Source organism: Actinomadura chokoriensis (genome assembly GCF_039529475.1).
In the GTDB taxonomy this organism is placed as follows: Bacteria; Actinomycetota; Actinomycetes; order Streptosporangiales; family Streptosporangiaceae; genus Spirillospora; species Spirillospora bangladeshensis.
In genome coordinates this window covers 605,105-625,054 of record NZ_BAAAMW010000001.1, presented here as the reverse complement: position 1 = coordinate 625,054, position 19,950 = coordinate 605,105, and the positions used below count along the sequence as shown (strand labels likewise).

Annotated in this window: 23 protein-coding genes; 10 read left to right on the top strand and 13 right to left on the bottom strand. The window is 71.0% G+C overall.

The annotated features are described in order from the left end of the window. Positions 1–7: 7 nt before the first annotated feature. Genes ABFX46_RS03070 through ABFX46_RS03060 form a run of 3 tightly spaced genes read left to right on the top strand, consistent with a single transcriptional unit; the run spans position 8 to position 2,009 of the window. Positions 8–1,237 carry a cytochrome P450 gene (locus tag ABFX46_RS03070; RefSeq protein ID WP_346039790.1) on the top strand — a complete coding sequence of 410 codons (1,230 nt, stop codon included), beginning with the start codon at positions 8–10 and terminating at the stop codon, positions 1,235–1,237. A gap of 50 nt (positions 1,238–1,287) precedes the next feature. After that, on the top strand, positions 1,288–1,530 hold the full coding sequence (locus ABFX46_RS03065) for a hypothetical protein (protein ID WP_346039789.1): 243 nt from the start codon (positions 1,288–1,290) through the stop codon (positions 1,528–1,530). Then, positions 1,527–2,009 (top strand): SRPBCC family protein, encoded by a 483-nt coding sequence (locus tag ABFX46_RS03060; RefSeq protein WP_346039788.1) that lies wholly within the window; start codon positions 1,527–1,529, stop codon positions 2,007–2,009. Before ABFX46_RS03065 ends, ABFX46_RS03060 begins: the two co-directional genes overlap by 4 nt. Positions 2,010–2,046: 37 nt before the next feature. On the opposite strand, the gene ABFX46_RS03055 is transcribed toward ABFX46_RS03060, so the two are convergent. Beyond that, positions 2,047–2,595, bottom strand: coding sequence for an alpha/beta fold hydrolase (locus ABFX46_RS03055; protein WP_346039787.1), 549 nt, complete (start codon positions 2,593–2,595; stop codon positions 2,047–2,049). Positions 2,596–2,652: 57 nt separating this feature from the next. Next, positions 2,653–3,276: a TetR/AcrR family transcriptional regulator gene (locus ABFX46_RS03050; protein WP_346039786.1), complete on the bottom strand. Its 624-nt coding sequence runs from the start codon at positions 3,274–3,276 to the stop codon at positions 2,653–2,655. A gap of 59 nt (positions 3,277–3,335) precedes the next feature. Between ABFX46_RS03050 and ABFX46_RS03045 the strand changes: the two genes are divergently transcribed. Next, positions 3,336–3,761 (top strand): hypothetical protein, encoded by a 426-nt coding sequence (locus ABFX46_RS03045; protein ID WP_346039785.1) that lies wholly within the window; start codon positions 3,336–3,338, stop codon positions 3,759–3,761. 243 nt (positions 3,762–4,004) lie between these two features. Here ABFX46_RS03045 and ABFX46_RS03040 read toward each other — a convergent pair whose 3' ends face one another. Next, on the bottom strand, positions 4,005–4,391 hold the full coding sequence (locus ABFX46_RS03040) for a hypothetical protein (protein ID WP_346039784.1): 387 nt from the start codon (positions 4,389–4,391) through the stop codon (positions 4,005–4,007). A gap of 277 nt (positions 4,392–4,668) precedes the next feature. Here ABFX46_RS03040 and ABFX46_RS03035 point away from each other — a divergent pair, with 277 nt between their 5' ends. Then, the gene (locus tag ABFX46_RS03035) at positions 4,669–5,304 is read left to right on the top strand and encodes an SMI1/KNR4 family protein (protein WP_346039783.1); all 636 of its coding nucleotides are present in this window, start codon (positions 4,669–4,671) and stop codon (positions 5,302–5,304) included. A 172-nt stretch (positions 5,305–5,476) separates the two neighbouring features. Here the strand turns inward: ABFX46_RS03035 and ABFX46_RS03030 are convergent, their stop codons facing one another. From ABFX46_RS03030 to ABFX46_RS03020, 3 genes are all read right to left on the bottom strand, one after another. Next, complete coding sequence (locus ABFX46_RS03030; RefSeq protein ID WP_346039993.1) at positions 5,477–5,647, bottom strand: DUF397 domain-containing protein; 171 nt, start codon at positions 5,645–5,647, stop codon at positions 5,477–5,479. A gap of 61 nt (positions 5,648–5,708) precedes the next feature. After that, positions 5,709–5,888, bottom strand: coding sequence for a DUF397 domain-containing protein (locus ABFX46_RS03025; protein ID WP_346039782.1), 180 nt, complete (start codon positions 5,886–5,888; stop codon positions 5,709–5,711). Continuing rightward, complete coding sequence (locus ABFX46_RS03020) at positions 5,885–6,658, bottom strand: helix-turn-helix domain-containing protein (protein WP_346039781.1); 774 nt, start codon at positions 6,656–6,658, stop codon at positions 5,885–5,887. The genes ABFX46_RS03025 and ABFX46_RS03020 overlap by 4 nt, the downstream gene beginning before the upstream one ends. Between ABFX46_RS03020 and ABFX46_RS03015 the strand changes: the two genes are divergently transcribed. Both ABFX46_RS03015 and ABFX46_RS03010 read left to right on the top strand, forming a co-directional pair. Beyond that, positions 6,638–7,195, top strand: coding sequence for an ATP-binding protein (locus ABFX46_RS03015; RefSeq protein WP_346039780.1), 558 nt, complete (start codon positions 6,638–6,640; stop codon positions 7,193–7,195). The two genes, ABFX46_RS03020 and ABFX46_RS03015, sit on opposite strands and share 21 nt — an antisense overlap. Beyond that, the gene (locus ABFX46_RS03010) at positions 7,192–7,383 is read left to right on the top strand and encodes a hypothetical protein (protein WP_346039779.1); all 192 of its coding nucleotides are present in this window, start codon (positions 7,192–7,194) and stop codon (positions 7,381–7,383) included. Before ABFX46_RS03015 ends, ABFX46_RS03010 begins: the two co-directional genes overlap by 4 nt. On the opposite strand, the gene ABFX46_RS03005 is transcribed toward ABFX46_RS03010, so the two are convergent. From ABFX46_RS03005 to ABFX46_RS02990, 4 genes are read right to left on the bottom strand one after another with little or no spacing between them, the layout of a single operon-like run. Then, a complete protein-coding gene (locus ABFX46_RS03005) occupies positions 7,365–8,261 on the bottom strand; it encodes an ROK family protein (RefSeq protein WP_346039778.1) in 897 nt (298 codons plus the stop codon). The two genes, ABFX46_RS03010 and ABFX46_RS03005, sit on opposite strands and share 19 nt — an antisense overlap. After that, positions 8,258–9,073, bottom strand: a complete 816-nt coding sequence (locus ABFX46_RS03000) for a carbohydrate ABC transporter permease (protein WP_346039777.1) — start codon at positions 9,071–9,073, stop codon at positions 8,258–8,260. The genes ABFX46_RS03005 and ABFX46_RS03000 overlap by 4 nt, the downstream gene beginning before the upstream one ends. After that, a complete protein-coding gene (locus ABFX46_RS02995) occupies positions 9,070–10,014 on the bottom strand; it encodes a carbohydrate ABC transporter permease (RefSeq protein WP_346039776.1) in 945 nt (314 codons plus the stop codon). The genes ABFX46_RS03000 and ABFX46_RS02995 overlap by 4 nt, the downstream gene beginning before the upstream one ends. Continuing rightward, positions 10,015–11,262 (bottom strand): extracellular solute-binding protein, encoded by a 1,248-nt coding sequence (locus tag ABFX46_RS02990; protein WP_346039775.1) that lies wholly within the window; start codon positions 11,260–11,262, stop codon positions 10,015–10,017. 355 nt (positions 11,263–11,617) lie between these two features. Between ABFX46_RS02990 and ABFX46_RS02985 the strand changes: the two genes are divergently transcribed. Further along, positions 11,618–12,421, top strand: coding sequence for an SRPBCC family protein (locus ABFX46_RS02985; protein WP_346039774.1), 804 nt, complete (start codon positions 11,618–11,620; stop codon positions 12,419–12,421). Between the two features lie 12 nt (positions 12,422–12,433). Further along, positions 12,434–13,501, top strand: a complete 1,068-nt coding sequence (locus tag ABFX46_RS02980) for an SRPBCC family protein (protein ID WP_346039773.1) — start codon at positions 12,434–12,436, stop codon at positions 13,499–13,501. An 18-nt stretch (positions 13,502–13,519) separates the two neighbouring features. Here ABFX46_RS02980 and ABFX46_RS02975 read toward each other — a convergent pair whose 3' ends face one another. Further along, complete coding sequence (locus ABFX46_RS02975) at positions 13,520–16,423, bottom strand: helix-turn-helix transcriptional regulator (protein WP_346039772.1); 2,904 nt, start codon at positions 16,421–16,423, stop codon at positions 13,520–13,522. A 261-nt stretch (positions 16,424–16,684) separates the two neighbouring features. Between ABFX46_RS02975 and ABFX46_RS02970 the strand changes: the two genes are divergently transcribed. Next, positions 16,685–17,968 carry a PucR family transcriptional regulator gene (locus ABFX46_RS02970; protein WP_346039771.1) on the top strand — a complete coding sequence of 428 codons (1,284 nt, stop codon included), beginning with the start codon at positions 16,685–16,687 and terminating at the stop codon, positions 17,966–17,968. Here the strand turns inward: ABFX46_RS02970 and bdeA are convergent. Both bdeA and ABFX46_RS02960 read right to left on the bottom strand, forming a co-directional pair. After that, on the bottom strand, positions 17,965–18,852 hold the full coding sequence (bdeA, locus tag ABFX46_RS02965) for a bis(hydroxyethyl) terephthalate hydrolase (RefSeq protein ID WP_428831207.1): 888 nt from the start codon (positions 18,850–18,852) through the stop codon (positions 17,965–17,967). The two genes, ABFX46_RS02970 and bdeA, sit on opposite strands and share 4 nt — an antisense overlap. Before the next feature lie 131 nt (positions 18,853–18,983). Next, the gene (locus ABFX46_RS02960) at positions 18,984–19,799 is read right to left on the bottom strand and encodes a class I SAM-dependent methyltransferase (protein ID WP_346039770.1); all 816 of its coding nucleotides are present in this window, start codon (positions 19,797–19,799) and stop codon (positions 18,984–18,986) included. Positions 19,800–19,950: the final 151 nt, after the last annotated feature.

Below are 19,950 nucleotides of genomic sequence, written 5' to 3'. Positions count from 1 at the left end.
GAGCAGCATGCACATGACCGTCCCGGACGAGACGCTGCCGCTGCTGGCGCGGCCGTACGGACTGCTGTCGGCCCGCGCCCGCCACCTCGACGCCGATGTCTACGACACGCGGATGCTCCTGCGGAAGACCACGTGCATGACCGGCGCGGACGCGGCCCGCGTCTTCTACGATCCGGACCGTTTCGTCCGGGAGGGCGCCGCGCCCCGGCGGCTGCGCGTCACGCTCTTCGGCGAGCGCGGCGTGCAGGGCCTGGACGGCCGGCGCCACGCCGCGCGCAAGCAGATGTTCATGTCGCTGATGACGCCCGAGGCTCGCGACGAGCTGCGCGGTCTCGTCGCGCGGTTCTGGCGGGAGCGCATCCGGGACTGGCGGGCGGCGCGCCAGGTCGAGCTGTTCGACGAGGTCAGCGAGCTGCTGTGCCGGGCGGTGTGCGCGTGGACGGGGGTGCCGCTCGCCGCGCGGCAGGTCCCGGAGATCACCCGGCTGCTGGTCGCGCTGATCGAGGCGCCGGCCGCCGTCGGCCCCCGCTACCTGCGCGGACGCGCCGCCCGCAAGCTCGCCGACCGCTGGGCCGCCGCCCATGTGACCCGCGCCCGAGAGAGGGACGAGCGCGGTTCGGCTCTGGACGAGATCGCCGCCTACCGCGACACCGATGGCACTCTCCTGCCGGTGGACGTGGCGGCGGTGGAATTGCTGAACGTTCTGCGGCCGACCGTGGCGGTGGCGCGGTTCGTGGTGTTCGCGGCCATGGCGCTGCACGGTGCGCCGGAATGGCGGAACAAGCTCGCAACGGACGACGATCCGGAGCTCCTCGAAGCGTTCGTCCAGGAAGTCCGGCGCTTCTATCCCTTCTTCCCGCTGGTGGCGGCGCGCACGGCTCGTGATTTCGAATGGCGCGGCCACCGTTTTCCAAAGGGTCGGCGCGTGCTGCTCGATCTGCACGGCACCGACCATGACCCGCGTCTGTGGGACCGTCCGGAACAGTTCAGGCCGGAACGCTTCATCGGCCGCGAACCGGACGCCTACACCCTCATTCCGCAAGGCGGAGGCGACCATTACGAAGGCCACCGCTGCGCCGGGGAATGGATCACCAAGGACGTGATGAAGGTCGCGGTAACGGCGCTGACCCGCTGGATGACCTATTTCGTCCCGGCCCAGGACCTCGGCATCCGCCCCTGGCGGGCCCCGGCGATCCCCAGCAGCCGCTTCATCATCACCCAGGTGGCAGAGCCCTAGACCGACCTCCGCGCGCACATGTTACCATGTTACCATGTTACCATGTTACCATGGTAACAGTCGACCGTGTGCAGACCGGCTTGCGCGTCGAGCGCAACGTGCTCAAGGTCCTCAAAGCGCTGGCCGAGTACCTCGACGTGTCCCTGGGCGACCTGGTCGAAGGCATCGCCCTCCACGCCTTCGAGGGCAAGGCCCCCTTCTCCGCAGAGACGCTCGCCAAGATCGAGCAGCTCAAGGACATCTACGGCCTGACCCTGACCGCCGCGGACGCCCACACTTTGGACGACCGATGAGCGCCCGGTACAACCTCACCGGCCACCTGACCGTCCCGCTACCCGCCGACGAGGCATTCCGCCTGTTCACCGCGCGCGGCGAACAACGCTGGGCCCCGCATTGGGAGCCGCGTTTTCCCGCAGCCGTCGCGGACGACGCCGACCCCGGAACGGTCTTCGAAACGACCGCCCGCGGCGAAACCACGACATGGACCGTCGTCGACAGCGCCCCGCCGCGACACATCCGCTACGCCCGAGTCACCCCGCGCACCAGCGCCGGAACGGTCACAGTGACTCTGGACGAGGCCGGCGCGCACACCGAAGTGACCGTCACCTACGAGTTGACCGCCCTCACCGACACCGCCGCCGTACACCTGCGCCAATTCGCCGAGACGTACCCGACCTTCCTTGCTAGCTGGCAGAACGCCATCACCGATACTCTCCACGCGGAGAACTGGACGTCCGCCAACCGCCACGACCCACGAACCGAGCCGAACTAACGGGGCCTGGGTGGGCTAGGCGCAGATGACTGAGGCGCTATCGCGAGCTCGGCATGCATTTTGCTCGATGCAAGCTCAACGAATTGTTCCAACTTGTGCCAGGACAGCTGGCCACGTGGGTGCGCGCGAACTCCACGCGTCGGAGTCGGAGCGAGGGGAGTCGGGGCTCGCGGTCGCCGGGGTCGGCGGCCTGCATGGTGGTGCGGAACCACGGCGGCAGCGGCCCTGATCGTTCCAGCCAGGCGATGAACGGCGCGGTGCCCTGGGTGCGGAAGAGTTCGGCCTCCTGCGCCACCTCGTCGGGATCGGCGGCGACCGCCCCCGCGTGGGCACCGCCTGCTATCAGGGCCGTAAGCCGTGAGGTGCGGCGCGCGGCCAGGTGGTCGGTGTCGTGGGGTGCGTCGCTTTCACCATGGCCGTGTGCGTCGATCAGCACGAGTCGATGGTCGTCGGCCAGGGCCGCGACGTGGCCGCTCTGGTGCCAGGTGGTGCGGTCGCCGTAGAAGCCGTGCAGCAGGACCAGCGGGCGTCCGCGCCCGACGACTTCGAAGGTGATGCGCACTCCGTCATGGCTGGTGGTCCGCATGTCTCAACCATGACGCCCCGTCCGCAGCACGCATGGCGTTTTCTGGGGCGTGGGCGGCTACGGAGCGTCCGAACTCCGTCCGAGAAGGGAGGTGCCGGAGACGAGCGACCGGGCGGCATCGACGAAGAACTGCTCGTCCGCGCCGGGGGCGAGGCCGAGGAGGACGCCCTGGTTGAGGCCGACGAACAGTGCTCGCAGTGCCGTGACCAGGCGCTCCGCCTGGTCGGCCGTCACGGCGCCTCCGCCATGCGTCCGCCCGGTGAACACCGCGATCAGCTGCTCCTCCTGGCCCCGGATGGACGCGGCGAGCTGCGCCCCCAGCTCACGGTCGTGGAGGGCCATGTCCAGCAGGGTGATCTGGAGTGACAGGACGGACAGCGCGTCCGGCGAGTCGAAGCTGCGACGGTAGAACCGGGCGAAGACCTCGACCGCGTCGAGCAGGTCCAGTTCGGCCGGGACGGCCTGCTCGATCTCCTCGTAGTGCGGCCGCAGGTAGTCGGTGACGAGGGCGAGCACCAGGCCGTTCTTGCTGCCGAACAGGGAGTAGACGGCGCCGGTGGTCAGTCCGGCCCGCTCGGCGATCTCGTCGAGCTTGGCCCGGTACCCGTCCCGGGCGACGATCTCGAACGCGGCATCCAGCAAGGCCCGGCGGTTGCGCTCCTTGGCCTCGGCTCTCGTCATTCGCATAGTCTCATTATTACAGTAATCTGGTTACGGAAACGAGCTAGGAGGAACCTCCCATGGCCCAGACCACGACGCCGCCGGACGCACGCCAGCGAATCGGGATCATCGCCGACAGCGCCGTCAAGGTGCTCCTGGCCTGCGTCTTCCTCCTCGGCGCAGCCCCGCTCGGCCGCCAGTTCGGCGTGCCGACCTGGCTCATGGCAGCCTCGGGCGCGGCCCTGCTGATCTGCGGCGGACTCGAGATCAAGTACCTGCGCAGCCGTCCGGCGCGCACCTACCTCCGCCTCATGATCGGCTACGACGCCGGCTGGACGCTGGCGACGCTCGCCGCCCTCGCGTCCGTCTGGGGGAGCGGCGACGCCGGAGGCGAACTGTGGATCGGCTACCAGACGGCCGCACCCCTCGTCCTCGCCGTCCTGCTCCTGGCCGCCGCCCCATCCCAGACGGCCTCGAAACCCAGCGCAACAGACGCCGTCCCCTGACCGACAAAGGCACACCGTGGCGCCCGACGAAACGCCCAGTCGGCACACGGACGCCCCTCGTCCGCCTGTAGGTGGACGAGGGGCGTTCCTTGATGTGCTCAGTGTCGGTCGCGTCGGTACATCGCCCACCGGACGACCGCCCGCGCCCATGGGTGGGTGGGCGTCCAGAACCGCACACGACGGCCTCGGCGTCCTTAGGGGTGTGGCCGCACGCGATGAGGTTGACCACCAGGTCGGCCGGGTTCACCAGCGGCGCCCCGCGGGACGCCATGCCTCGGTCGACCAGCCGTGCGCCCGCGCGGTCATCAGGACGTTCCTGGCGCTCAGGTCGGAGTGCAGCAGCGCCGTCCCAGCGATCCGAGGTAGCCGCTCGGGGACCGCGACGTAATCGGACCACGGGCCCTCGAACCACCGCACGTCCACGTCGAGGGGAACCTTCAGGCCGTCCACCGCCACGAGGGCATCGAGCGCGGCGGGCAGGTCCTGGGAGCCGGGCGTGTGGTCCACGCGGCGCCCGCCCACACGCTCGAAGCCCAGCAGTCGCCACCCGTCGGCTTGGAGGCCGCACACCAGAGCGGGGGTGACCGCCTGGACGTGCGGCTTCACGGCGGCCTCGCGAGGCTCTCCCACTCGATGCGGTCCATGGTGGGAGGGCCTGCCACGCGGTCAAGCTCTACGCAGCGCACAGTCGCGTCGAGGACGGGCGGGGTGCACCAGTGCCGTTGTTGCCTCCGGACGTCTCCGCCTGACCGATGACCTCGGCGACGCACGGAGTTAGGGCGTGTCTCAAAGTACTGAGCGTCGAGGCCAGGCGAGTGAACACCCGTGACATGGAATCGGCGGCCGTGGTTCGCTTGGGCTTGGCGGTCAGTGGCGCGAGTTTCGGCACGAATGGGATGGACGCGGCATGGGGAAGTTGTGGAATCGCGACGAAATCCTCAACGGGCTCGCTTCGCTGGCGGAAAGCGGCCCGCTACCGCGCGAGGGCTATGGGTTGCGGCCGCCGGTGCGGTTGGAGGCCGTTCTCGCTCTCGAACGGGGGTTGGGGGTGCGCTTGCCTGAGTCGTATCGCAGCTTCGTCCTTGAGGTCGGTGACGGCGGGGCCGGTCCGCACCACGGTCTATGGCCGCTTCACCGGTCCGTCCAGTGGGTGGACCCCGGGCCGCCCTATGGGCCCGGGTATCTGGCCACACCGTTTCCGTACACCCAACGCGTCACCACCAATTCCCTGGACGACGAGATGGACGACCCGCACATGGACTACAGCGATCTGCTGACCGGGTCGATGATCATCGCCGAGATCGGCTGCGGGGCCTTCGAACGTCTGGTCGTGACGGGGTCGGCCAGCGGGCAGGTGTGGCGTGAGGAGTTGCAGTTCGATGGTGGTGCTCTCACTCCCGGCCCCGACTTCCGTGAGTGGTATCTGCGTTGGCTACGGCGACTCGGTGCCGTCAAGGGGGCTCCTGGCGGCCAGCGGCGGCTTGTCGGCTGGCGTTCGCAGTCGCTGATCTGGCGCGGGCCAGGTTCTGAGCAAGGCCGGTGAACACCCCCGCTGCCGGACGCGAACCCGCAGCGTTAGACGATTGGACGTGCCCGAAGCGGGGACCTCGCGGCCCCCAGCCGCCCCTGCGGGGCGGAGCACTCATGCGCGCGAAACTGTCTGTCACACCTTGCAAGCCGTTCGCGCGAACAAGGGCCCCGGAGCGTGGCGGTGGCTAGTGCTTGAGGTTGTTGAGGATGGTTTGGAAGGTGTGGGGGGTGAGGAGGAGTTTGGGGCCGTCAGGGTTTTTGGAGTCGCGGACGGCCACGGCTTCGGGGAAGCGTGCCACTTCCACGCACGCGTCACCTTGGTCGCTGCTCTTCCGAGCCTTCCGCCACGTGATCATATCCACCGAACGACCGCCTTCCGTGGGAAATTGTGGAAGTCGTCTATAGCGGGTGTGCGGGTTAGCGCTTGAGGTTGATCAAGAGTGTTCGGAAGGCGTGGGGTGTGAGAATGAGGTGCCCGGCATCTGGGTTCTTGCTGTCGCGGAGCCTTACCGAACCCGAGAGGGCCGCAACCTCCACGCACTGGCCGGACGTGCCCTCAGCGGAATGACTGGACTTGCGCCACAGGGGGGTCCTCACTGCAAAGCCTCCATCGCTCGCTCGATCATCTCCGCAGTGGAGTCTACGGGCGCGGCCTTTGCCCCGATACGGTCGAAACGCATCCGCAGGTCACGTGCGCCGTCCGTGTCCAGGACGAGGCGGCCGCCGGTAGGGGCTTCGATGTAGCCGACCTCGCCTTCCCCCACAGTGATGACCTTGAAGGAGCCGTCCAGCGCCTCGGACTCGCCGGATCTACGCGGCACGATGCGCAGGATGACGTCGGATCGGGCAGCCAACTCGCGCAGGTGGTCGAGTTGGCGGCGCATGGTTTCTCCTCCGCCTACCGGCCACGTCAAGACGTTCTCCGTCAAGAGAATCCACAGCTCCGGAGGGTTTGGCCTGGTAAGGAGCTTCTGGCGAGCGAGACGCTTCGCAAGGTCACCTTCGACGTCCGCGTTGCGTCCGGCCAGCAGTAGAGCGCGGGCGTAGTCGGGAGTTTGAAGAAGCACGGGGATGACTTGGCCGCTGAACATATGGATGAGGGACGCGCGGCATTCGAACGCAGTGTAGCTCGCCAGCCACTGCGGGTCCGGAGCGAGCCGGGCATACCACAATGCGTAGGTGAAGAATCCGCCAGTCCGCCATGCTTTGTCGAGCTTTGCGGCCTGCTTGTCCGTCAATCGGGCCTCGCCGCTCTCGAGTCTGGAAATCGTGGAGCGGGAACAGCTGAGAATCTTGGCCACGGCGTCCCCGCTGAGGCCTCGCTCAATGCGCTGAAACCGCAGCTGATGGGCTATCCAAGCCCACATGCTCGACCGCGGGTCGGGAGGTTGATTTGTCATGGTGCCCCAGCCTTCAAGATCAATAGTTTTTCAGGAGTTGCATGGACTGAGGACAACCGTAGGTCAGAGAACGCACTGTGTCACCAGGAGTCGACAGTCTGTGAGGTGATCATGGTGGGTGAGCCGGCGACGGTTGTGATCAAGGCGGATGCGGGGGCCGTGAGGGAGGCTCGGGAGTTCGTCGGGATGGTCTTCGGGAGTTGGGGGCTTGAGGACTGCGTCGCGCGGACGGTGGTCAGTGAGCTGGCGACCAACGCGGTCATGCACGGGTCGCGGGAAGGCGACCTGGTGGTCGTGCGCGCCTATCGGCGGGACGACGGGCTCGCGGTGGTCGAGGCGTGGGACCGGTCGGACGCGGCGCCCATCGTGCGACCCGTCAATTACGCCGCCGAGAGCGGGCGTGGGCTGCTGCTCATGGAGTCCCTCGTCCGGCGGTGGGGGACTCGGCCGCTGAGTGAGGGCGGCAAGGTCGTCTGGGCCGAGATCGAGCCGGTGCCCGCGTGAGCGACGGAGTCCTGCTGCTGTTCCTACGGCAGATCTTTCCGGAGTGGTCGATCACGCGGGACGGCCCTTCCTGGCGGGCCGGGGGACGCGTGGTCATCTCGGCCCCGTCCGCTGACGAGCTGATGGACGTCCTGGTCGCGGTCGTTCCGGACGCGGGTCAGCGGGTGCGTTACTTCTTCGGTGGGTGAGCCTCAAGGAGGCGGGCGGCGAGAATTGTCGCGCCTTTCACGGCCGCCTGGTCGTCCAGTTCGGAGAGGGTCAGGCGGGGTGCGTCGCGGAAAGTTAGGCGGTCTACCAGGCGGGTGGTCAAGGGAGTTAGGAGTGATTCCCCTGCTTTTGCCAGGCCCCCACCGATGATGAGAAGGGACGGGTCGAGGAGGAGCGTCGCGGCGGCCAGGCCGTCCGCGAGGCAGTCCAGCGCTTCGGCCCAGACCTTCGCGGCCTTTTCGTCGTTCTGCTCGGCTCGGGTTATCACTTCCTCGGCGGGGACGGATGCGCCGTGGCGGCGGGAGATCGCGGCGGCCGAGGCGTAGGTCTCCAAACAGCCCCTGTTGCCGCAGGCGCAGTCCTCGCCGTTCGGGCGGACGACCACGTGGCCTATCTCCCCGCTCCAGCCGACCGTTCCGGCGTAGGGGGCGCCGTTCAGGATCAGGGCGGCGGCTATTCCGGTGCCTATGGCCATGAAGACGAAGTCGCCCGCGTCGCGGCCGGCGCCCAGGACAGCTTCCGCCAGGCCGCCCGTGCGGACGTCGTGGCCGATGGCGACGGGGATTCCGAGGCGTTCGCGGGCCAAGTGGAGCATGGGGACGTCCCGCCAGCCCAGGTTCGCCGAATGGACGGCCGTTCCCGTCGACTCGTCCACGATGCCCGGTACGGCTATGCCCGCCGCCTCGGCGGGGGAGCCTAACGCCGCGGCGCGGGAGGAGAGGTGGGCGGCGAAGTCGAGAATGCCGCCCACCGGGTCTTCCCTGTCGGTGGGCCATGACTCGGTGAGGAGTGTGTCGGAGTCCCGCGTCAGCGCGGCCTTCATCGAGGTGCCGCCCACGTCGAGGCCGATCAGGGTCATTTGACCGAGCCCGCCGTCAGGCCGCCGATCAGGTAGCGCTCGACGAAGATGAACAGGATGACGACCGGGACGATCGCGATCAGCGACGCCGCGAAAAGGTACTGCCAGTGCGCCTGGTACTGCGTCACGAAGGACGGGATGCCGACCGTCAGCGGGCGGCGGTCCGGGGACGCGGTGACCGTCAAAGCCACGATGTACTCGTTCCACGCCGCGATGAACGTGTAGACGACAGCGGTGACGACGCCGGGCATGGAAATGGGCAGGGTGACGCGGGTGAGGGCGCCGACGCGGCCGGCGCCGTCCAGGAAGGCGGCCTCTTCGAGTTCCTTCGGGATGCTGGAGAAGTAGCCGTGCAGGATCCAGACGCAGAACGGCAGGTTGAACGCCGCGTTCACCAGGATCAGCGACATCAGGGTGTCGGTCAGGTTCAGCGCGACCATTTCCCGGTAGATGCCGATGACCAGGGCGGTCGGGGCGAACATCTGCGTGATCAGGACGAGGAGCAGGAATGCTCCGCGGCCCCTGAAGCGGTTCCGCGCCGTGTAGTACGCCGCCGGTAGCGCGCAGGCCAGGGTGACCAGGGTGGCGACGGCCGCGACCGTGAGAGAGACCCGCAGGTATGTCCAGACGGGGGCGGCCGACCATACGTCGACGAAGTTCGACCACGTCCAATGGGACGGCAGGTAGGTGCCGGGCGATTCCGTCAGTTCGCGCTCGGGTTTCAGCGCGGTGAAGAACATCTGCAGGTACGGCACCAGGAAGGCCAGCGCCACCAGCCAGCCGATTCCCGCGAGGACGATACGGCGCGTCATCGGATCTCCTCACGCCAGCGGGCGGCCCGCAGGTACAGCAGGACCATCACCAGGATCAGGGCGAAGTTGACGACCGCCATGGCGCCGGACTCGCCGACGTGCTGGTCCCAGAAGGCGAGCTTGTACATGAACGTCGTGGTCGTGTCGGTCTTGTGGCCGGGCCCGCCGAACGTCATCGCCCAGATGATCGGAAAGCTGTTGAAAACGTTGATGACGTTGATGATCGAGGCGATGAGAATGGCCGGGCGCAGCAGCGGCAGGGTGATGCCGAAGTAGGTGCGGAACGCGCCGGCGCCGTCCACGCGCGCGGCCTCGTAGATGTCGGCCGGGATCGTCTGGAGGCCCGCGAGGATGACGAACGAGGTGAACGGCAGCGATACGAACACCGCGACCCACATCATCCAGAGCATCGCGTGGGTGGGGTCGCCCAGCCAGTTCACCGGCTTGTCGATGACGTGCAGGTCGAGCAGGACGCGGTTGACGAGCCCGGAGTAGTTGTCCAGCATCCACTTCCAGATCAGCGCCGTCATCAGCACCGACGCCGCCCACGGGACGATGACGGCCCAGCGGACGACGCGGCGGCCCGGGAAGCGGGCGTTCAGCAGCTGGCCGAGGGCCAGCGACAGCGTCATCGTGACGATGACGATGCCGCCGACCCAGAAGAGCGTCCGGAGCACGACGGGGACCAGGTCGTCCTCGGCGAACAGGTCGGTGTAGTTGCCGCCGCCGCGGTAGCCGACCGCGACGCCCGTCGAGGTGATGTCCTGCAGCGACGTGCGGATCATCTCGACGACGGGCCACAGCACCACGAACGCGATCAGCGCGATGGACGGGCCGAGCCACAGCAGCGGCGTCAGCGCGCGCCCGATCCGCTCGGTGAGGGAGGAGCGGGGGGCCGGGGAGGTGTCGGCCCCCCGCTCCTTGGCCTTGAGGTCCTGCACTCAGCCGGCCTTCTCGGCGGTTTCCTGGATCTTGTCCAGGACCTTCTTCGGGTCCTCGTTGGCGACGGCGGTGCCGAGGTCCTGCTTCACCGCGCCGGCGACCGCCGACCACGCCGGGTTGGACGTGGGAGCGAACTTGCACGTCGGGAGCGCGTCCACGAACTGCTTCATGTACGGGTCGGCGCTGAGCGCGTCACCCGCCGACTTCGTCACCGGGAGGAAGCCCTCGGTGGTGAGGAACTTGGACGTGTTGTCCTTCTGGTAGAAGAAGTCGAGGAACTTCTTGATGGCCTCCTTGTTCTTGCCGCCGTCCTTCTTGAACGCGGCGAGGACGTCCATGACGCCGAGCGTGTTGTGCTCGGACCCGCTCTTGCTCGGCAGCGGAGCGACGCCGAAGTTCAGGTCCTTGTTCACCGGGTCGATGAATCCGGCCTTGGTGAACGGGCCGCCGATCGCCATGCCGACCTTGCCCTGCGCGAACTGGTTGAACACCGTCTTGCGGTCGGTGCTCTCCGGGTTCGGCTGCGTCAGCTTGGACGTGTTGAGGTCGCGGAGGAAGGAGAGCGTGTCGATGTTGGCCTGCTGGTTGATGGCCCACTTCCCGGACGCGTCGACCCAGCCGCCGCCGTTGTTCATCGCCCAGGAGTAGAACTCGGCCTGCGACTCCTCGGGGCCGAGCGGCAGCCCGTAGCCGATCGCGCCGGTCTTCTTGATCTTCTCGGCGTCGGTCTTCACCTCGGCCCAGGACGCGGGCGGGTCGGTGATGCCGGCCTTCTCGAACAGGTCCTTGTTGTAGAAGAGGAGGCGGGCGCTGGAGATGAACGGCAGGCCGTACTGGGCGCCGTTGTACTGGGCCTGCTCGACGAACGTCGGGGTGAAGTCGCTGAGCGTGGCGGGCGACACGACTTCGGACGCCTTGTAGATGAGCCCGTCCCTGGCGAAGTCGGAGAACGCGTTGTAGTTCAGGACGTCGGGGACCTGCTTGGTCTGGACGTAGGTCTTGACCTTGGCGTCCATCTGAGTCCAGTCGACCATCTCCAGGTTGACCTTGTAGCCCGAGTTCTTCGCCTCGAAGTCCTTGATCAGGGCGTCCCAGTAGGGCTTGGTGTTGTCGTCGTAGATCGCGGCGACGAACTTGATGGTCTTGCCGTCGGAGCCTCCGCTCGATGAGCTTCCCTTGCCGCATCCGCTGACGCCCAGGGCCACGGTCAGGCCCGCGGCGACGACTCCCATGAGGTGCCGTTTCATCTGTCCCCGCCTCTCCCGGCTTTCGCGCGTGCAAAATAATGCTCGGTGTCACAGATCACCGAGCACAATCGCGCGTGGTGGGGTCGAAGATAAACACTGGTCCGTACCAGTTCAAGAGCCTTATTAATCAAGACTCGCAACCGTTACCAGGCGGTACGGGGGTGCCGTTCTGGTCCGGTTCGCAGGCTGGGGTGGTCCGGTGGGCGCCGCGCGTTTCCGTCCTGATGCGGCCACGTCCGTCCCGCGGCCCCCGCGACCCGCTCCGCGGCCTCGCCGCTGGCCTGCGGTCTGTTTTGCCCCGTCTTGACCGGGTAAAGCGGCGCCGTATCCGAGTGGACGACGAGGTGGACAGGACATGAAATTCCGGACCGGCGCCGCCGCCGGCACGGCGCTCGGCACGGCCGCGGGCGCCGGCGGGGTCGTCGCGGCCCTCTCGGCCCGGCGCCTCGGCCGCCGCGTCCTGCACCGTGCCGAGCGGCGGCTGGAGCGCGAGACGCGGAGTCTCGTCGCGAAGGCCGAGCAGGCGGGCCCGCTCGGCAGGGCCGCGCTGGCCGGGATCACCGCGCTGCGGGACGGCAAGTCCCCGTTCCGCGCGCTGCTGAGCTTCGGCTGGACGGCGCTGAAAGAGACCCTCGCCCGCATCTTCGGGCGTGGACGAAGGGGGAGACCGACCAACATCGTCGAACAGATCGACGTGGGTGCGCCGCGCCGCCTCGTCTACGACCAGTGGACGCGGTTCCAGGACTACCCGTCCTTCATGAAGAAGGTCGTGAGCGTCGACCAGGCGTCCGACGCGAAGCTGAACTGGAAGGCGAAGATCTTCTGGTCCAGCCGGACGTGGGAGTCGACGATCGTCGAGCAGGTCCCCGACGAGCACATCGTGTGGCGCTCGAAGGGACCGAAGGGCCACGTGGACGGGGCCGTCAGCTTCCACGAGCTGACGCCCGGCCTGACCCGCGTCCTGCTCGTCCTGGAATACCACCCCGCGGGACTCTTCGAGCGGACCGGCAACCTCTGGCGCGCCCAGGGCCGCCGGGCCCGCCTCGAACTGAAGCACTTCCGCCGCCACGTGATGACACAGGCGCTCACCCGCCCCGACGAGGTCGAGGGCTGGCGAGGCGAGATCCGCGGCGGCGAGATCGTCACGACCCCCAAGTGAGGTAGAGGAACCATGGCACGCGGAAGCCTGATGGGCCGGGCGCCCATCGGACAGATCACGAAGCATCTCCCCGGCGGGCGGCGCAGCCGCGTCCCCGACCTCGGCAAGCTCTCCAAGAGCCTGCCGAAGGGACTGCCGGGCGGCCGGGCCGCCGGCACGGCGGGCGGCGTCCTGCTGGGCGCCGGCGCGGCCGTCGCGGCGAGCAAGGCCCTCAGCGGCCGGCGCGGTGAGCAGGACGTGAAGCCCGACGAGGAGCAGAGCGGCACGTCGAAGGCCGCCGGGAAGACCGAGTCGAAGAAGCAGGACGAGAGCAAGGACCGGGGCAAGGAGGAGAAGAGCAACGGCCACGGCGTGCTCGGACAGCTCAAGGACACCGTCGGCAGCGCCCTCCCCGGCGGGGACAAGGGCGAGGACGACGGCAAGAGGGGCAAGGGCGGCAAGGGCGGCGGCAAGAAGGTGAAGGTCACCAACATCGTCGAGCACATCGACGTGGGTGCGCCGCGCCGCCTCGTCTACGACCAGTGGACGCAGTTCCAGGACTACCCGTCCTTCATGAAGAAGGTCGTCAGCGTCGACCAGGCCGACGAGACCAAGCTGAACTGGAAGGCGAAGATCTTCTGGTCGGCGCGCACGTGGGAGTCCACGATCGTCGAGCAGGTCCCCGACGAGCACGTCGTGTGGCGCTCGAAGGGCCCGAAGGGGCACGTGGACGGGACGGTCAGCTTCCACGAGCTGGCGCCGAACCTGACCCGCGTCCTGGTCGTCCTCGAGTACCACCCGCAGGGCTTCATGGAGCGCACCGGGAACCTGTGGCGCGCGCAGGGCCGCCGGGCCCGCCTCGAACTCAAGCACTTCCGCCGGTTCGTGATGACGCAGTCGCTGACCCGCGCGGACGAGATCGAGGGCTGGCGCGGCGAGATCCGCGACAGCGAGGTCGTCCGGACGCACGAGGAGGCCATGGAGGAGGAGAAGAAGTCCGCCAAGTCGGAGAACTCCAAGTCCTCCAGCGCCTCCAAGGGCTCGAAGTCCTCGTCCGCCAGGAACGCCAAGGCGCGCGAGGAGGAGTACGAGGAGGTCTGACCCCCGCGGCGGCGCGGGTCAGCGGATGAGGCGGGCCAGCTCGACGCGCGATCGGATCCCGAGCCGGGTGAAGACGTTGCGGAGGTGGTGGTCGATCGTCCGGGGGCTGAGCAGCAGGCGGTCCGCGATCTCCCGGTTGGTGGCGCCCTCGGCGGCCATCCGGGCGATGTGCGCCTGCTGCGCGGTCAGCGTCCCGAACCCGCCCGTCCCGGCCCCCGCGCCGCCGCCCGCTCCGCTCGCCGCGCGCGCCACCGCCGCGGCCCCGGGGCTCCGCGCGCCGCCCGTCCCCGCCCCCCGCTCGGGGACGGGCAGCGCGACGGCGGCGCCGGCGGCGCGCAGTTCCGCGCGGGCCCGCGCCGTCCACGGGACGGCGCCGTAGCGCTCGAAGATCCGCAGCGCGGCGCGCAGGTGCGCGCGGGCGGCGCGGGGACTGCGGCCGCGCCGCAGCCGGTGCCCGAACAGCAGCTCGGTGCGGCCGAGGTCGAACACGGCGCCGGCGGCCTCGTGCAGCCGCAGCGCCTCGGTGAAGTGCTCCGCCGCCTCGGCGTCGCAGCGGGCGAGCAGGGCGCGGCAGCGCCGGCTGAGCGCCTCCCGGCCCGGCGCGCCGGGCGCTCCGGGCGCCGCGCCGATCCCGTCGGTCCAGCGGCGGAAGTGCGCGTAGGCGCGGGCCGCCCGCTCGTGGTCGCCGGTGAGCACCAGCGCCTCGACCAGGTGCGGGACGGCGAACAGCCGCGCCGGCGGGTGGGCGAGCCCGGCGCGGCCCGGCAGCCGCAGCCGCGCGGCGGCGTCGGCGGGACGGTCCGCGGCGAGGTCCAGGCACGCGGGCGCCCAGGTCCCGAACGCGGCGGCGCGCGACAGGCCGCGCCGGTCGGCGGCGCCGGTGAGCAGGGCCAGATGCGCGTTCGCGGTGTCGGCGTCGCCGGTGAACGCGGCGGTGAGCGCGAGCGTGGCGAGCTGCTCGGTGGCGTGGCCGTGCAGCCGGGTCGCGCGGGCGAGGCGCAGCCCGTCGTGGCAGGCGGCGATCGGCGCCGGCGGATGCCCGAGCAGTGCCTCGCACCGCCCCGCGACCAGCAGCGCGTACGACTCGACGGGCGCGTTCCCGGCCCGCCGCGCGGCCGCGACCGCCTCGGCCGCGAGCACCCGGGTGGACGGCCCGTCGCCGAGCCCGAGCGCGGCCAGCGCCGCCCACACCCGCGCGGCCGGGTCGGCGGTGTCCGCGCCGAGCCGGGCCGCGGTGCCGAGCCGGTCCGCCGCCTCCCGGTACCGGCCGCGGACGGTGGCCGCCATGCCGCCGAGGTAGGCGAGCATCAGCTCGCCGCGCGGGCTCCCGGCGGGCGCCGTCCCGCCGGACGGACCCCCGGCGGGCGTCGCCGCGTCCGGCGGTCCGCCGGGCGGGAGGGACGCGGCGCGGTCGGCGATCTCCAGGTAGGTGCGCGCGTCGCCGCAGGCGTCGGCTGCCTCGGCGGCCCACATCAGCGCGGCCAGCGCCGCGTCCGCGTCGGACCCGGCGAGCCGTTCGGCCGCGTCCCGCAGCACGGGCACCGCCGTGGCGGGGGAGCCCGCCGCGACCTCGATCTCGCCGCGCAGCAGGGCGGCGCGGGCGGCCCGCGTCCCGTCCCAGGCGGGCGGCCGGACCTGCCGGAGCATGCCGCGCGCCCGCCGGGACCGCCCGCTCGCCCACGCGTCCCCGGCGGCGGCGAGGAACCGGTCGGTGCGGACGCCGTGCTCGACGGTGAGCGTCGCGGCCCGCTGCCACAGCCGCCACGAGTCGGCGTACCGGCCCGCGCGCCGGGCCTTCGCCGCCGCGTCCGCGAGGCCGGCGGCGAGCACGTCGTCGGGTTCGCCGGTGACGGCGGCGCGGTGCCAGAGCCGCCGGGGCCGCTGCCAGTCCCGGACGAGGACCTCGGCGAGCAGCGCGTGCGCGTCCCGCCGCTCCTCCCGCGACGCGTCCGCCCACAGCGAGGACCGGACGAGCCGGTCGCGGACCGCGACGCCCTCGCCCTCGAACCGCAGCAGCCCCGAGTCGCGGGCCGCGTCGAGGTCGGCGGCGCCGATGCCGTCCAGCCGGGCGGCCCGCGCGAGCGTCGCGGCGCCGAGCCATTCCTCGGCGACCGCCATCAGGACGAGCCGCCGCGCCCCGGCCGGAAGCCCCCGGTGGCGTCGCCGGTACAGGGCCCGCAGGGAGCTGCCGGCGGGGAGCGCTCGCGGCGGCGGCGCCGCCCCGGAGAGCTGCCCGGGCGTCAGCGCGGCGGCGAGTTCCCGGATCGCGAGGGGCCGCCCGCACGCCAGGTCGACGATCTCCTCGGCGAGGTCGCCGTTCGCGGTGCCGAGCGCGTCCTCCAGCACGCGCAGGCCCGCCTCCTCGTCGAGCGGCGCGAGCCGCAGCCGGGGGATGCCCGCGAGGCCCGCCGCGTCGTCCCGGTCGTCGCGCGCGGCGAACAGCACCGCGACCGGTTCGTCCTGGACGCGCCGCGCCGCGAACGCCAGCACCTCCAGCGAGGCGCGGTCGAGCCACTGGACGTCGTCCGCCCAGCACAGCACGGGCCCGCTCGCCGCGGCCAGGCTGAGCAGCTCGCACACCGCCGTGTAGAGGACGAGCCGCGCGGCGGTCGGCGCCCCGTCCATGATCGTGCCGAGCGCGCCGCGGTGCGCGGGCGGCAGCCGCTCGGTCTCCGCGGCGAGCGGCCGCAGCAGCCGGTGCAGCCCCGCGTACGGGACGGCGGTCTCGCCGGGCACGCCGGTGGTGCCGACCGTCCGGAAGGCGGGCCCGGCCGCGCGGGCGGCGGCCTCCAGCAGCGCCGTCCGGCCGGCGCCGGCGTCCCCGGCGAGGGTGAGGGCGCCGCCGCGCCCGCCGCGGGCCCGGTCGAGCAGCGCCTCGATCGCCCGGATCTCGCGTTCGCGTCCGTACAGGGGGTGGGTCATGCCGGTCCCTCCTCAGCGGGGAACCGGCCGCGGCCGGGGGCCGTGCGGGCGCCCCTATTGGACGGGGTCTCAAAAGCGAAGGGGACCATAGGTGAGCACGAGCACCCGCGGCCGGTCCAGAGCGGCTTTCACTCGCGTGGCCGCCGCGCAATCCGGACGGGCCCCCGTTGTGAGCCGGCACAGTCCGGCCGCCGGATGATGGCCCGTACGCGCCCGTGATGGCACGATGAGGCCCCCGCGTTGTGCTGGAGGTGGCCCTCGATGACGGGAGGACGGCCTGATCTGGCCGGCCAGGTCGACGCCGACCGGACGATCATGCGCAAGGCGGTGCTGCGGCTCTCGGACCGGCTGCCCGACCTCGCCGACCGGCTCACCGCCGAGATCCTGTCCGGTGACCGCGGCGACCGCGACGACGCGTTCCGGCACGACGTGTGGGAGATGTGCCACACCGGGCTCGGGCACGGCTTCAAGACGATCCTCGACCCGGGCCGGGGCCGCGCCGACCTGGACTGGGCGCGCCGGCTCGGGCAGCGCCGCGCGCACCAGGGGCAGCCGCTCGACCAGCTGCTGCGCTCCTACCGGCTGTCCGGGCGGGTGTTCTGGGAGGCGGTCGTCGAGGTCGTCGGGCAGCACGACCCGGAGAACGTCCCGGCGCTGATCCGGCAGGCGACCCGCACCTGGGACACCATCGACGAGCAGTCCGGCGCCGCCGCGGCCGCCTACCACCGCACCGAGCTGGAGCTGGCGCGGCGCAGCGAGGAGCGGGTGCACGCGATCGTGGACGCGCTGCTGGACGGGCAGGGCGCCGACGGCGGGCTGCTCGCGACCGCCACGTCCGTCCTCGGCCTGCCCGTGACCGGCCGGTACGCGGTCGTGATGCTGGGCGCCGAGTGCGGGTTCGGGGACGGCGTCGAGCGCCGCCCCGCCGACACCGGCGGCATGCGGTTCATCTGGCGGCTGCGCACCGACGCGCAGGTGGCGCTGGTCGCGCTCGGCACCGCCGGGCTCGACGACCTCGTCGCCGCCGTCCGCCCCTACGCGCGCTCGCACGCCGGGGTCAGCCCGGTCGTCGGGTCGCTGGCGGAGCTGGGCGGCGCCCGCTGGTTCGCCGAGCTGGCGTTGCGCACGTGCCGCGGCGCCGGCAACCAGATCGCCCGCCTGGACCGGCGGCTCCCCGACGCGCTGGTGCTGTCCCAGCCGCGGCTCGCCGGACGGCTCGGGCAGGTCGCGCTCGGCGGCCTCGGCGACGTGGACCCCGCGTTCCGCGACGTCCTGCTGGTGACGCTGGAGACCTGGCTGGAGTGCGACGGCTCGGCGGCCCGCGCGGCGGACCGGCTGTTCTGCCACCGCAACACCGTCCTCAACCGGCTCCGCAAGATCGAGCAGCTCACCGGGCGGACGCTCACCCGCCCCGGCGACCTCGTCGAGCTGTCCCTCGCGCTGAGCGCGCTGCGGCTGCACGGCACGGGGGACGGCTCCGACGGCATGGCGGGGCCGCCCGTGCGGGGAGGCAGCGGGCGGCCCGGCCGGTGGCGGGAGACCTAGGAGTTCGGGCAGGTGTCCCGGTACTCGGAGATGTTCAGGTCCCGGCTCGGGCCGGGGCACAGGAACTGGTCGTAGCGGGTGTCGTTGTCGATGTACCGCTTCAGCCAGGAGATGCTGTACTTCGCGATCGTCGTGTTCGCGATGTTCGGCGCGAAGTGGCTGGCGCCGTTCAGCTCCAGGTACGCCTTCTCCGACGAGGCCGGGATGCTGTTGTAGAACGGCTCGGAGTGGGAGGCGACGGGCGCGATCGTGTCCGCCTCGGCGCCGATGATCATCGTGGGGACGCGCACGTCCGAGAAGTTCTTCTGCAGGTCCCACGGGGTGAGCGGGATCGCGGCCTGCAGCTGCGGGCGGTCCTCGGCGGCCTCCAGCGTGCCGCCGCCGCCCATCGAGTGGCCCATCACGCCGAGCCGGGTCGCGTCGATCCGGCTCCGCACGCTGCTGCGCTGGGTGAGGTAGTCGAGCGCGGCCTCCAGCTGCCGGGCGCGGCTGTCGGGCTGGTCGAGCCGGGTGTTGGTGTCGATCGTGAAGATCACGAAGCCCTGCGAGGCGAGCCGCGGCCCGAGCCAGGCCATGCTGCTCTGGTCGGCGGTGAAGCCGGGCGCCACCGCGACCGCGCCGAACGTCCCGGCGGCGGTGCTGGTCGGGTAGTAGATCGTCCCGCCGCCGAAGCCGGACACGCTCAGCGACGACACGCTCGTCTGGGACGTCGCGAACGGGCCGCGCAGCGCCTCGATGCTGCTCTGGGTCGGGGCGGGGCCGCGCTCGTAGGGGTTGTCGGCCGCCTGCGCGGCCTGCGAGAGGGCCTGCGGGACGGCGAGTGCGCCGGCGGCCAGGGCCGTGGCGAGCAGCGTTTTCGCCGCCCGGCTGGGGATGGATCGCACGTCGGTTCGCTCCTGTTCGGGGGGAGGAGCCGGGAGCCGGCTCCCCGGAACGGGGCGGAGCCGGGGGCCGGCTCCAGGACGCGCACAGTCTGCGCAGCCGGCCGGCCCCCGGGCATCGGCGAAATCGCCGGTCATCCCGTGACGACGGCCCTGACCAGGCGGAAGTAGTCGAACGGGCGCAGCGCGTCGGACCGCCGCCAGGTCTCCGGCGGGACGGCGTCCCGCAGCGCGACGTTCTCGGCGACCTCGAAACCGCGGCCGGTCAGCAGCGCCTCGATCTCGCCGGGTGCGAAGTGCGCGCGGTACGGTTCGGCGTTCTCGCCGACGACGTGCGCGGCGATCCGCGCGTACGCGTCGCCCTCGGCGTCCCGGTGGCCCTCCGGGAGCGCGTAGTCCATGACGAGTTCGGTGCCGGGCGCGAGCCGGGCGATCTCGCCGAGCGTCTCGGCGACGGCGTCGCGGGTGAGGTAGAAGCTGACGCCGAGCCAACTCACCAGGGCGGTCCTACCCGCGTCGAATCCCGCGCCGGTGAGTTCTCCGACCGGCTCCCCGGCCTCGAAATCGGCGGGGACGAGCGCGACCCGATCGGGTATGTCGATGCCGGCCGCCGCCAGCAGGCCCCTTTTCCATTCCTGCGTCGCCGGGTGGTCGACCTCGAAGACCCGGATTCCCGGATCGCCGCGGTAGCCGTAGGTGTCGAGGCCCGCGCCGAGCACCGCGTACTGCCCGTGCGCGCCGAGCCGCTCCTCGGCGTACCGGGCCCGGACGGTGGTGACCGCCCTGGTCCCGGCCAGGATGATGTGCTCGCCGTGCGTGCGGTGGTACCCGATCATCTCGTCCGCGAGACCGCCGAGCAGCCGCTCCGCGAGCGTGTCCGCGAAGATGGTCGGCGCGCCGTCCGCCGTGAGATGCGCCGCCCGCGCCGCCGCCGCGGAAAGCGCGGTCATGCTGGGCCGTCCCTCGTCCATCGGCCGTTCCCCTTTCGTCGAAAGAGGAACATACCTGCCGATTCCCTCAGCATAGCAGCGCGAAATAAATTGCCGATATACGTGCCATCACATTATCGCTGTCAGCGGTATGACAGCGATCTGCCAGGGC